12 protein-coding genes and 1 riboswitch are annotated in these 11,621 nt (G+C 52.9%); of the genes, 1 reads left to right on the forward strand and 11 read right to left on the reverse strand.

The genetic code is table 11. The features are described 5' to 3' along the window. Positions 1 to 3 precede the first annotated feature (3 nt). The 8 genes from upp to MHB80_RS27690 all read right to left on the reverse strand — a co-directional run bounded on the left by upp (position 4) and on the right by MHB80_RS27690 (position 7,569). The gene (gene upp / locus MHB80_RS27655; RefSeq protein WP_341279928.1) at positions 4 to 633 is read right to left on the reverse strand and encodes a uracil phosphoribosyltransferase; all 630 of its coding nucleotides are present in this window, start codon (positions 631 to 633) and stop codon (positions 4 to 6) included. Between the two features lie 122 nt (positions 634 to 755). Beyond that, entirely contained in the window at positions 756 to 1,847 is a 1,092-nt protein-coding gene (locus tag MHB80_RS27660) for a hypothetical protein (RefSeq protein WP_341279929.1), read from the reverse strand. 196 nt (positions 1,848 to 2,043) lie between these two features. After that, positions 2,044 to 3,291, reverse strand: coding sequence for a serine hydroxymethyltransferase (gene glyA / locus MHB80_RS27665; protein ID WP_341279930.1), 1,248 nt, complete (start codon positions 3,289 to 3,291; stop codon positions 2,044 to 2,046). Between the two features lie 130 nt (positions 3,292 to 3,421). Next, the gene (locus MHB80_RS27670) at positions 3,422 to 4,045 is read right to left on the reverse strand and encodes a TIGR01440 family protein (protein WP_341279931.1); all 624 of its coding nucleotides are present in this window, start codon (positions 4,043 to 4,045) and stop codon (positions 3,422 to 3,424) included. Between the two features lie 75 nt (positions 4,046 to 4,120). Continuing rightward, positions 4,121 to 4,573, reverse strand: coding sequence for a ribose 5-phosphate isomerase B (rpiB, locus tag MHB80_RS27675; RefSeq protein WP_341279932.1), 453 nt, complete (start codon positions 4,571 to 4,573; stop codon positions 4,121 to 4,123). A 154-nt stretch (positions 4,574 to 4,727) separates the two neighbouring features. Further along, a riboswitch (ZMP/ZTP riboswitch) is annotated at positions 4,728 to 4,808 on the reverse strand. Between the two features lie 98 nt (positions 4,809 to 4,906). Further along, positions 4,907 to 5,485, reverse strand: coding sequence for a low molecular weight protein arginine phosphatase (locus MHB80_RS27680; protein WP_341279933.1), 579 nt, complete (start codon positions 5,483 to 5,485; stop codon positions 4,907 to 4,909). Positions 5,486 to 5,711: 226 nt separating this feature from the next. Further along, entirely contained in the window at positions 5,712 to 6,224 is a 513-nt protein-coding gene (locus tag MHB80_RS27685; RefSeq protein ID WP_341283094.1) for a manganese efflux pump MntP family protein, read from the reverse strand. A gap of 271 nt (positions 6,225 to 6,495) precedes the next feature. Continuing rightward, positions 6,496 to 7,569: an L-threonylcarbamoyladenylate synthase gene (locus MHB80_RS27690; RefSeq protein WP_341279934.1), complete on the reverse strand. Its 1,074-nt coding sequence runs from the start codon at positions 7,567 to 7,569 to the stop codon at positions 6,496 to 6,498. A 252-nt stretch (positions 7,570 to 7,821) separates the two neighbouring features. Here MHB80_RS27690 and MHB80_RS27695 point away from each other — a divergent pair, with 252 nt between their 5' ends. Continuing rightward, positions 7,822 to 8,073 (forward strand): hypothetical protein, encoded by a 252-nt coding sequence (locus MHB80_RS27695; protein WP_341279935.1) that lies wholly within the window; start codon positions 7,822 to 7,824, stop codon positions 8,071 to 8,073. A 164-nt stretch (positions 8,074 to 8,237) separates the two neighbouring features. On the opposite strand, the gene spoIIR is transcribed toward MHB80_RS27695, so the two are convergent. From spoIIR to prfA, 3 genes are all read right to left on the reverse strand, one after another. Next, positions 8,238 to 8,990: a stage II sporulation protein R gene (gene spoIIR, locus MHB80_RS27700; RefSeq protein ID WP_341279936.1), complete on the reverse strand. Its 753-nt coding sequence runs from the start codon at positions 8,988 to 8,990 to the stop codon at positions 8,238 to 8,240. 316 nt (positions 8,991 to 9,306) lie between these two features. Next, entirely contained in the window at positions 9,307 to 10,395 is a 1,089-nt protein-coding gene (locus tag MHB80_RS27705) for a HemK/PrmC family methyltransferase (RefSeq protein ID WP_341279937.1), read from the reverse strand. Between the two features lie 153 nt (positions 10,396 to 10,548). Further along, positions 10,549 to 11,619: a peptide chain release factor 1 gene (gene prfA / locus MHB80_RS27710; protein ID WP_341283095.1), complete on the reverse strand. Its 1,071-nt coding sequence runs from the start codon at positions 11,617 to 11,619 to the stop codon at positions 10,549 to 10,551. Positions 11,620 to 11,621 lie beyond the last annotated feature (2 nt).

The following is an 11,621-nucleotide window of genomic DNA, read 5'->3' on the forward strand; positions in this document are numbered from 1 at the left end:
GCGCTAATTAGTGCCGAACATGCGGTCGCCCGCGTCGCCAAGACCTGGAACAATATAGCCCTTCTCGTTCAGACACTCATCCAGCGCGGCAATATAAATATCGATGTCCGGGTGCGCTTCCTGTACGGCCTTCACGCCTTCAGGCGCAGCAATTAGACACATCAGCTTAATATGCTCGCAGTCGCGTTTTTTGAGCGCAGTAATAGCCGCGATTGCGGAGCCGCCAGTAGCCAGCATCGGATCCACAACAACGAGCAATCGATTCGGAGCATCCGTCGGCAGGTTGATATAATATTCCGTTGGCTGTAGCGTTTCATGATCGCGGAACAAGCCGATATGACCAACCTTTGCAGCAGGAATAAGCTTCAAAATACCCTCTACCATGCCAAGACCGGCGCGCAAAATCGGAACAAGACCCAGCATGCGTCCCGATACGACCTTCGATGGCGTCTGCGCAACCGGCGTCTGTACGGTAATCGTTTCAAGCGGGATGTCCCTTGTAATTTCATATGCCATTAATGTTGCTACTTCATCAACCAGTTCCCGAAAATCTTTCGTATTCGTATCTTTATTCCGAATAAAGGTCAGCTTATGCTGGATTAACGGATGGTCGCAGATGACCAATTTGCTCATGGAGCGTTATTCCTCCTGTGTGATAACGTATTTCTGTATCTGTAGACACAATCCCGTATATTATAGCATTGTAAAAGGCCTGATGCATCCTGTGATTTTTCGCTTTGAAAAATCGTCCGTTTTTAGCTGCTGCAGCCGCCGCCACAGCCGCCACCGCTGTCTCCCCCACTACTGCCTCCGCAGGAGCTGGATGAGTCGCTGCCGCTGTCATGGCCGCCGCTGGAATCATCACGGTCATGAGAGGAGCCCAATCCGTCGCAGCCGTATGTCGACGACCCGCTGCCATTTGCATCTCTTTGGGCTTTTGTCTGCGCTGCATTCATTTGCTCGGCAAAGTCATTAGGCGAAGAAGCGGATATGGAATGAAAAATGAGCATGCCGGACAGCATGCCTGTCGCTCCAACTGCCGGATCATAGCCGCCCTTCCAGGAGGAAGAGGCGCCCACCGGATAAGGCTTAACCTGCTCATCGCTATTATGCAGCTGCGATTTCAAGCGCCACTGCAAATAATCTATCGTCTTCTGCATATCGGGGTATGCTGCCGCTGCATTGGCATTAAACCATTTTTCCGTCAGCCCCTGCTCCGATTGCTCTGCAAACTCATCCATCCACTCACGAGGAAGCGGCGTCTTGAAAAAGGCGCCCCACACCCGACCGCTTGCCAGCGTTTGCTGAAACAGCTCTGCGTATACCCAGTCAAACCAGGCCCGGCCATCGACATTTGGACGTTCATTTTCAGCGTGCGGGGCATGATGAATCAGCCCGCCACAGAAGGATGTGCAAAACAGCTCATACTCCCGCGTAAACATCAGCATTTCATGCCAGATGAGATCCGCACGGCCGCTGTACATCGGAACTCCCCGAAGCAGTCCGCACATTAGAAAAAATCGTTTCAGCTCGAAAAAGGTCCATTTCCATTCCTTATCGGACAAGCTCGGCAGCTGCTTGAGCACCCGATCCTTGATCCGGCTTTCAAAATCATTCGTAAGGGCAGCCTCAAGACGTTCGGCAGCCAGGCGGGCAGGATGCTGGTAAGGAACTCCCAGGGCAAGCGGCGGCTCCTCAGACGGCCAAGAGGCTAACGACAAGCTTCGCTTGCCCAGCGAATGGCCATTATCATTTCTTTTTCGCGAACGATTGGCTCGGGTTACGATTACAATTACAAGTACGATAATTACAACGTAAATCAGAACGAGAAAAATCGTATTGCTCATGGCTGTACCATCACCTTCCATTTAGCTTTGTCTGTACTATTGTAGCATGCCGAATGGTTTTACTGCATAATACATCTGCCAAAAATGAATAAAAATCCCTTTTAGTAATGGTATGAAAGCCTTCAAACGCTTGTTTATACGCAAAAATGCCGCATAGAGGCCGAAGCCCTATGCGGCATTTTTCAAAAGTCTATGATTAGTATTTCAGTTCTGTATAAAGCGGATATTGCGATGTCAGATCGCGAACGATTTGGCGGGATTTTTCTAGCGTTGCCTCATCCTTCGGATTTTTCAGCGTAACAGCGATCACTTCGCCGATTACTTTCATCGCTTTCTCATCCATGCCGCGCGAAGTGGCAGCTGGCGTTCCAAGACGGATACCGCTAGTGATGAACGGGCTCGTTGGATCGAAAGGAATCGCGTTTTTGTTAGCTGTAATACCGATTGAATCCAGCACGTGCTCGGCTTCCTTGCCTGTGATGTTCAGGGAACGCGTGTCGATCAGCATCAGGTGGTTGTCTGTGCCGCCGGATACGATGTTAATGCCTTCTGCAACGAGCGTATCGGAAAGAACCGCGGCATTTTTCACAACGTTTTGCGCGTATGTTTTGAACGATGGCTGCAAAGCTTCGCCGAGCGCTACTGCTTTAGCCGCAATAACGTGCATCAGAGGGCCGCCTTGTGTACCTGGGAATACCGCTTTGTCGATCGCAGCTGCCCACTCTTTACGGCACAAGATCAAGCCGCCGCGAGGACCGCGAAGCGTTTTGTGCGTTGTTGTTGTAACGAAATGTGCATGCGGCACTGGGTTAGGATGAAGACCAGCAGCCACAAGACCTGCAATATGAGCCATATCTACAAAAAATAGCGCGCCTACATCGTTGGCGATTTTAGCCATTTTTTCGAAATCAATAATACGCGGGTATGCAGATGCGCCAGCTACGATCATGCGAGGGCGGTGCTTGAATGCCGCTTTGCGAACTTCTTCATAATCAATCGTGAAGGATTCTTCATTTACGCCGTATGCTACAAAGTTGTAAAGCAAGCCGGAAGCATTAACCGGGCTGCCGTGCGTCAAGTGGCCGCCATGTGCCAAATTCATGCCCAGTACCGTGTCGCCAGGCTTAAGCGCCGCCAAATAAACAGCCATGTTCGCTTGTGCGCCGGAATGCGGCTGTACGTTGGCATGGTCTGCGCCAAACAGCTCTTTTGCACGATCGCGTGCGATATCTTCAACGATGTCCACATGCTCACAGCCGCCGTAGAAGCGTTTGCCTGGGTAGCCTTCCGCATATTTGTTCGTCAAAGCAGAACCCAAAGCTTCCAGAACAGCTTCGCTTACGATATTTTCTGATGCGATTAGCTCGATGTTATCGCGTTGGCGCTGCAATTCCAGTCCCATTGCTTTCAAAACCTCTGGATCTTGTTTACGTAGATTTTCCATTATAATTGCCTCCTCAGTAGTGTGTACTTGTTATATAAATAAGGATTAAGCAGGATATGCTCGTCAGATACATGTTCTACGGGATATACGCTCGATCCGCCAATAATAAACGCTTATGAAATACTATTGATTAATCGCAAGTCCCGGCCGACTGCTCCGGAGTCAATACAACAGCATCACGGCTGTCTGCCACGCCACCGAGCTCATACACCGCACGCACACCGCCAATCAGCTTTGGCCGCGTAACCGCCATCGTGACATGCGCCTCGCCAATGCTGCGGATAGAAGGCCGCACCGGAACCGCTACTCTGCGCAAATGCATACCGATGAAGGTATCGCCAATATCTATTCCAGCATGAGCGGCTACCGTCTCGACGAGGCAAGCATCGCTGATGTGCCGATATGCGTAAGCCGCCATGGAGCCTCCTGCCTTCGGAACGGGAATCGCCGCAACCTGTTCAAGCCCATAGCGTTCAGCGGCATCACGCTCGATAACGAGCGCACGGTTTAAATGCTCGCAGCATTGATACACGGGATAAAAGCCAATGTCGCGGCGCACAGCCTCCACTCCAGCGAAAATTTCCGCAGCAGCTTGGAGCGTGCCCGACGTTCCAATGCGCCGGCCCAGCACCTCGCTCGTGCTCGTGCCGATGACGAGAAGCTGTCCAGCCCGCAGGCTGCCCGCTGCCGCAAGCTCGCGAACGATCGTCTCTACTGCACTTGCTATCGCTATCGTTTCCTCGTTTGCTCCCATCGCAGGCGGCCTCCTTGTTTGACTAACCGTTTCCATGCAGGCATGGAACAACGCCTTCTTCCGCGCTCATTTAGCTTAAGCGTTATATTTTTGCTCGATTTGGCCTACTTTATGAATGCGTCCCGCATGGCGTTCGCCGCCGGAGAATGGCGTATCCAGCCAAATGCGAAGAATTTCCTGTGCAACGCCTGGGCCAATGACCCGCTCACCCAGCGCAATTACATTCGTATCATTATGCTCGCGCGTCGCTTTGGCGGAAAATAAATCGTGCACCAGCGCACAGCGGATGCCTTTAACCTTATTAGCGGCAATCGACATGCCAATGCCTGTTCCACAAATGAGAATGCCGCGGTCGAATTCCCCGCTTGCCACCTTTTCAGCTACAGGCAGTGCATAATCCGGGTAATCAACCGATTGATTGCAGTCACAACCGAAATCTTCAATTTCGTGTCCAAGCGATAGCAGAAATGGTACAATTTCGTCCTTCAGCCGATAGCCGGCATGATCGGCCCCAATGGCAATTTTCACGTATAAACCTCCTCCAAAGTATGACGATGCTGCACTTACATGGATACTTGCGGTGCACGGCACATGAACTCCGCTTCCGCAATTCGACGCTTTTATTATACCTAAATTTGTCCCAAAAGACGAAAAAAGAGCATGACATGCTCTTCAGCATGCTGCTCTTTGCCCAGGCGACCGGCCGTATGTTCCGATGCTCCACCGTGGTTACCCACTTCCGTCGCCAGTCACATCGGAAACCGTATATCTGTACCCATCATAGCCGAATTATTTTGAAAAATCAATCGTTCCTGCGCCTAAATTCGCGCTTTCCCTTTTTGCGTTGCCGCAGCTATCCGCTTATTCCTGCTTTAAACGCAAGAGCAGCAGCTGCAAGCAGCTGCGAATTTCCTCGGCGCAGCTTTTGTAATTCTCAAGCGTTCCGCCAAACGGGTCTATAATATCAAAGCTCGGTATGCGTCGCTCCAGCGCTAGCAGACGATTGCGTTCGCCATCGCTCAACTGCTGTCCCAGCGTCTGCTTCATATGCAGCTCCGTATACAGCTGCTCCAGCTCCCTAATGTCTGCCAGTACACCTGTGTCCTGATTAACATACTCTTTGAGCGTATGTGCTTTGTCGACGGCTTCAGGAAACCATTGGAGCAGTCCTCTTTTGTGGCTGGCGGTCATCGTAAGCACGAGGTCAGCCCATTTCACCGCTTCTCCAGTCAGCGCGCACGAAGAGCTCTGATGTTCAATGCCATAACCACGCAGCACCTCTGTCGCATGGCCGGAAACGGCCAAACCATCGATTGTCGAAATGCCTGCCGAACGCACTTCAATCGCTACGCCCTGCTGGCCCGCCATATTTTTCAGCATCGCCTCCGCCATCGGAGAACGACAGGTATTTCCCGTACAAATGAACAAAATGCGCTTCACGCCGCATGCCCCCTTCTATGTGTACCAAGGTGAAACGGCTGCCCTTGTCCTCTGGCGGTGCAGCTCGTTTCAGTCCGAGAAATATAAGCGTATTTATATATGTCCAACTTATAAATTCTTATATTTCAAGCGTAAACGGCTGAAGCCGTCCTTTGGCGGCAAAGCTTCCGTTTCGCGATGAAATATAAGTCTGTTTATACATGTAAACTTATAAATTATTATATTTTCAGAAAATAAATATTAAACCAAACACGAGCAGCACCGCGCCGCCGCATGCTTCGCCGTAGCCGCCCAGCTTATGACTGACCCTTTGTCCCAGCAGCAGCCCTATGATCGACATCATACTGCCAAAAAAACCAAACAGCAGCACCGTCAACAGCAAATCGGCTGCAAACATGCCGAGCGTTACGCCAACGGAAAAAGAATCAGCGCTGACACCTAGCGCGAACAGCATCGTTCCCCAAATCGTGCGGTGATCAAAGGTTTGTGCATCTTCTCCCCTCAAGGAGCTATAAATCATATGCCCGCCGAGCAGCACCAGCAGCACACCGGCAGCAGCCGTTGCTACATGACCAAGCATGCCGCTGACGAATCCCCCAGCGTACATGCCCCCGAGCGGCATAATAATATGAAATATACCGATAATGGCACTTAATCGTATCATATGGAGCCAGCGAATGCCGCGCAGCCCAATTCCAATTCCTAGTGAAAAAGCATCCATGCCAAGCGCAACCGCCATAAGCAGCAGTGTAACAAATTGCCCTCCAAGCAAATGGCTACCCCACAAAACGATCTCCCCCCACGTCCGCACACATTAATACTCCAACATATGCGGGCATGGGGACAAACATACTATAGCTTGTTTAAACGTGCCTGGAGATATTCTTACCCTTATATCATGTTAGGCAAACTCCAAAGCTTGATTCACATAACTGCATAATCGGCACGACAGGCACAAGCTTCAACTATCCTAGTGAAAAATAGGGCGCTGGCTTAAGCTTGTCTCCCCCTTATACCTGATTAATGCGATGTCCAGCTGCCTTGAGCAGCCGATTCATAAGCGCAGCTCCAATACCTTCCGGCACGCAGCCTTCTGCCCAAATTCGCTGCACGCCAGCAGCATCAAACTGGCGCAATGCCGCATATAGACGATGCGCAGCCTGCTCCAGCTGCTGCCCGCTCCCATAAGTGAGCACGAGGGCGGAGCCGCCTTCCATAGCAACGACCTGCTCATTGAACACGAGCACGCCTGCTTTCAGTCCAGCGTTTGCAGCTTGCGACACCTGCTCCTGCATATAAGCAACACGCCTCGCGGCTGAGCTTCCTTGCACAATGCTAAGCTCGCCCTTCGGCGCATAATGCGTGTATTTCATGCCCGGGGAGCGCGGGGCGGCAAGCTCCTCCGCTGCCGATTCGGCATCCGCAGGCGCATCAATCTCCGCTTGCGGCGCCGCTTGGCGCAGCTGCTCCACCGTTACGCCTCCGGGGCGCAAAATACGAAGCGCCTGCTCGCCCGTCAGTTCAATGACGGTCGATTCAAGGCCGATGCCTGTAGCGCCGCCATCGACAATGCCGCCGATACGGCCGCTAAGGTCTTCAGCCACATGCTCGGCTAGCGTTGGGCTGGGCCTGCCTGAGCGATTAGCGCTTGGCGCGGCAACTGGACAGCCAGCGGCTGCGAGGAGGCGCAGCGCTACCGGATGGGAAGGCATCCGCACGCCGACCGTGGACAAGCCCGCCGTCACAAGCGGCGACACCGCTCCCGGCTGAACGGGAAGCACCAGCGTGAGCGGTCCCGGCCACAGCTGCTCCATCAGTTGCTTCGCAAGCAACGAATAAGGCAGCACCAGTTCTTCGAGCTGCGCAATATTTGCGATGTGAACAATAAGCGGATTATCGGAGGGGCGGCCTTTAGCCTGAAAAATCTGCGCCACGGCCTCCGAGCTGCGAGCATCGGCCCCAAGTCCATACACCGTCTCCGTCGGGAAAGCCACGAGCTCTCCACGGCGAAGAAGTTCTGCTGCTTCCGCGATAGAAGCCTCCGCGTCTTGGTCCGTCATGCGCCATACCTTCGTTGTAGTCATCTCTATCCTTCAATCCTTGCTCTGTTATAGTCATCCTTCTAGTCCGTATACTCCCGTTAGTATACCATACGCTTGGATAAAAACGGAGCCAGCAGCATAACCGCAGCCCACGGATGCTCACTGGCTCAAATCACTCTATTGGCTGCTGTAGCTAAGGTGTGTATGCAAATGCAAGTAGACCTGCCATTCCTTGCTCAGAGCTTAATCGAAGCCAATCTCATATGGCGAATTGATGCCTGAGAACCGAAGCATGTGATTGTTGCAAAGACCGCGGTTGCTGAGCCAATGTGGCTAAGCGGCATTGCCGAGACCGTGCAGCTCCAGACGATCCCTCCTTTTTGGAGGACTGAGAATCCGCTATTCTCGCTTTTGACTCGATTTCTGACCATAAGCGGACAGGAAATTCGTTATCGTGCTCATCATCCCGGCAATTTGGCTAAAGGCAGCGCATTAGCGGCTCCTGAGTCCGCCACCTGTGCCTTTCCGGTGACCTTGTTGATATAGCGGCTTCTCTGTCCGCCAATTCTATCTTTGCGCAGGGTGTAACTACCTGAAACGATGAATATGATGCTAACTTTCAAAAATATGTTCACCATTATGAGGTATGACATTCCTGGTAGGAGAGGCATTACGTTTGATACTGGCTTGCTTAAGTCTGCATAGAAGCCCTAAGCAAACAAGCTTTGCACCCAAGCAATCAGCTTTTGCAGCATTTCCCAAAGGAAAAACTTTGCTTCCGGCGCTTCGCCTTCCGCTTTGTTAGGAGCAGAATCCTGCTTGGCATGGACAACTTCGCCGGCATTTTCTTTTTGTACGGACGCCTTTTCTACAGATGCCTCCGCTTCTTTCGATTCTTCCTTGCTTGCTGCGTTTGATGGCTCAACCTCGGCATCAGCGGCTACCGCTTCTCCGGAAGCTGCGTCGATGAAGCAAAGCGGCGGAAACAGCACGCACCACCAGTTTTGCCCTTTGCCTTCGCCTAATGTAATGAGCAGCGCTTCGTAGCTGCCTGCGGGATATACTTCACTTCCGTACATTTTAGTAGGGAAAGGAACCTGACCAAGCTCAATGTGAAACGCATAATCAAAACCCCGACTGCTCAATACTTTGCCAACCAAAAGCTCCATCTCGCCCATATGCTGACGCATCGTTGCACGAGCTTCCTCTATTGTCTGCGGCCCAGTCACCCAGTTGTTCATCGCCTCGACCACAGCATCACGAACGACGCGTTTAACTGCCTGATCGGCAGGGGCGTCGGAATTAGCCAATATGCGGAGCCTGATAGACTCCTCCGGAATATGACTGCCAGCTACAGCGGCATCTACCTTTTGCAGCTCCCAGCTCATCACAAGTACAGCAAGCACCACCATAATAAGAACAACGGATCTACGATAAGAAATACGGGAATAATTGCGGGACATACACAAGCTCCTCTCGATGGCACCCGTCGGCACCTCTGCTTGCGTTCCGGAACGTATCTATCCGTAAGTATGTCCGCGATTCCCGTTCTATAAACCTCGAAACTATTAAATTTTAATAGATAAGTGTAAACGGATGTCGCCATCCTATGATGCAAAGCTACCGTTTCGCGATTAATTATAAGCCCATTACAAGGTTGATACTTATCCGTGCTTATATTTCAAGTGTAAACAGCTGACGCCGACCCGTGTGGGCGCGGCGCGTTTCAGTCCGAGAAATAGCAGAACAGCAGCCCACAAGTGAGATTGCTCGTCCTGCCTAACCGTTAGTGCGAACCGCGATAACATGGCGGTCAATGCCGCCATAATCCGTAATCGTCCGCACCTCGTCCCATGCTCCCGCTTCCCTTAGAAGCTTCGCCACCGCTTCCGCTTGGCCCATGCCCAGCTCAAAGGCGACGATGCGTGGCATTTGCCTTAGCAGCGGAAGCTGCTCTACCATGCGGCGGTACGGGTCCAGCCCGTCCGCTCCGCCATCCAGCGCGAGGTGCGGCTCGTAATCCCGCACCTCGCGCTGCAAGCCCGGGAGGTCATCCGCCGGTATATACGGCGGATTGGACACCAGCACATCGACGCGGAGATCTGCCGCGCCGAGTGCTTGGTCTGCGGCGGCGCCGCCCGTTCCGAGGAACGGCGCCAGCAGGTCGCCCTGCACGAACGCCATGCGGCCTGCCGCTCCATGGCGGGCCGCATTCGTGCGGGCGACAGCCAGCGCGTCCGGCGAAAGATCGGACGCGCATACGCGCCAGAGCGGACGCAGCGCAGCCAGCGTCACGCCGATGGCGCCGCTGCCCGTGCCGACGTCAAGCACCGTCGGCCGCGCAGCCCAGCCCTCCGCCATGCCCTCCGCTATAGCTGACGCGCCCTCCTGCTCCGCCTGCTCGCTGCCGCTATTGCTCTCAGCGGCAGCAAGCCCTACCTCAGTCGCGCCTTCCACTGGCGCGTCCTCTGCTTCCGCCTGTGCCGATTCCGGCCACAGGCGATCCGCCGCCTCAAGCACAGCCTCGACGAGCAGCTCCGTCTCGGGCCGCGGAATCAGCACGGCCGGCGTAACCGCAAACGGCCTGCTGTAAAACCACTGCTCGCCGATGATATATTGCACCGGCTCGCCATTCCCTTTTCGCCGAGTGAGCTCGTCCCATGCTGGAGCCAGCTCACTCGGAAAAGGGTCGCCCCCGTCGCGCAGCAATTCCATACGCCCGATGCCCAGCAGATGCAGGAGCAGCAGCTCCGCATTATTGCGCGGCTCCTCGACGCCCTGCCCCGCCAAAAACGAAGAAGCCTGCAAGCAGGCTTCTCTAATGCTACAAGGCAGCAAAACGCTCCACCCCTTGTTATTGTCGCCCATGTATCCAACGTCCCTTTCTTTACTGCCCTGTACACTCAGCAAAAAAAACGCACAGCCGCATAAAAGGCAGGCTCTCCAAGCACTAATGCTCGAAAACCCTGCCTCTTCATGCAGCATGCCTTAATCGGCAGCTTACTTTGGAAAGTACTTAAGTTAGTTCAGTTCTCTCTCCATAATGTCCGCTTGCTCGGCAATCGTCAGCGACGAAATGATTTCCGCCATATCGCCGTTCATTACGGAATCCAGCTTATGCAGCGTAAGTCCAATACGGTGATCCGTCACGCGGCTCTGTGGGAAATTATACGTGCGAATCCGCTCACTGCGGTCGCCCGTTCCGACTTTGCTTTTACGCTCGCCGGCATATTTCGCTTCTTCCTCTTGACGCTGTACATCGACAATACGCGCACGCAATACTTGCAGCGCTTTAGCTTTGTTTTCATTTTGCGATTTGCCGTCTTGGCAAGTCGCCATAATGCCCGTCGGTACGTGAAGCACCCGGACAGCGGATTTTGTCGTATTAACCGACTGGCCGCCTGCGCCGCTTGAGCAGAACGTATCCACACGAATATCCTTGTCGAAAATCTCGACTTCCACTTCCTCAACCTCCGGCATAACCGAAACGGTAGAAGTGGACGTATGAATACGACCGCCAGATTCCGTTACCGGAATACGCTGTACCCGATGAGCGCCGCTCTCGAATTTCAGCTTGCTGTAGGCGCCTTTGCCCGTAATCATGAAAATAACCTCTTTAAAGCCGCCCAAGTCATTTTCATTAAAATCCATCAGCTCTACACGCCAGCCTTGCGTATCCGCAAACTTCGTGTACATACGGTACAGCTCATAAGCGAATAAAGCCGCTTCGTCGCCGCCAGCTGCGCCGCGAATTTCCACGATAACGTTTTTGTCATCGTTCGGATCTTTCGGCAGAAGCAAAATTTTAATTTTTTCTTCCAGCTCTTCCTTGCGGTCAGACAGCTCATCAATCTCCATCTTGACCATCTCGCGCATTTCATCATCCAGCTTCTCGCCCTGCATAACCTTCGCATCGTCCAGTTGCTCCGACACTTGTTTATATTCAGTAAAAGCTTCATAAGATTGTTGCAGATCGGACTGCTCCTTGGAATATTCCCGCAGACGCTTCGGATCACTTGCTACATCTGGATCACACAGCAATTCACTCAGCTTCTCGTAACGATCAGCTAGTGCTTGTAAACGGTCCAACACCA

It is taken from the genome of Paenibacillus sp. FSL H8-0537 (assembly GCF_038051995.1).
GTDB lineage: Bacteria > Bacillota > Bacilli > Paenibacillales > Paenibacillaceae > Pristimantibacillus.

Excerpts from the sequence above, each read along its gene's own strand:
- upp (WP_341279928.1), bottom strand. The coding sequence starts at position 633 with ATGAGCAAATTGGTCATCTGCGACCATCCGTTAATCCAGCATAAGCTG.
- MHB80_RS27660 (WP_341279929.1), bottom strand. The coding sequence starts at position 1,847 with ATGAGCAATACGATTTTTCTCGTTCTGATTTACGTTGTAATTATCGTA.
- glyA (WP_341279930.1), bottom strand. The coding sequence starts at position 3,291 with ATGGAAAATCTACGTAAACAAGATCCAGAGGTTTTGAAAGCAATGGGA.
- MHB80_RS27670 (WP_341279931.1), bottom strand. The coding sequence starts at position 4,045 with ATGGGAGCAAACGAGGAAACGATAGCGATAGCAAGTGCAGTAGAGACG.
- MHB80_RS27685 (WP_341283094.1), bottom strand. The coding sequence starts at position 6,224 with ATGGCGGTTGCGCTTGGCATGGATGCTTTTTCACTAGGAATTGGAATT.
- MHB80_RS27690 (WP_341279934.1), bottom strand. The coding sequence starts at position 7,569 with ATGACTACAACGAAGGTATGGCGCATGACGGACCAAGACGCGGAGGCT.
- spoIIR (WP_341279936.1), bottom strand. The coding sequence starts at position 8,990 with ATGTCCCGCAATTATTCCCGTATTTCTTATCGTAGATCCGTTGTTCTT.
- MHB80_RS27705 (WP_341279937.1), bottom strand. The coding sequence starts at position 10,395 with ATGGGCGACAATAACAAGGGGTGGAGCGTTTTGCTGCCTTGTAGCATT.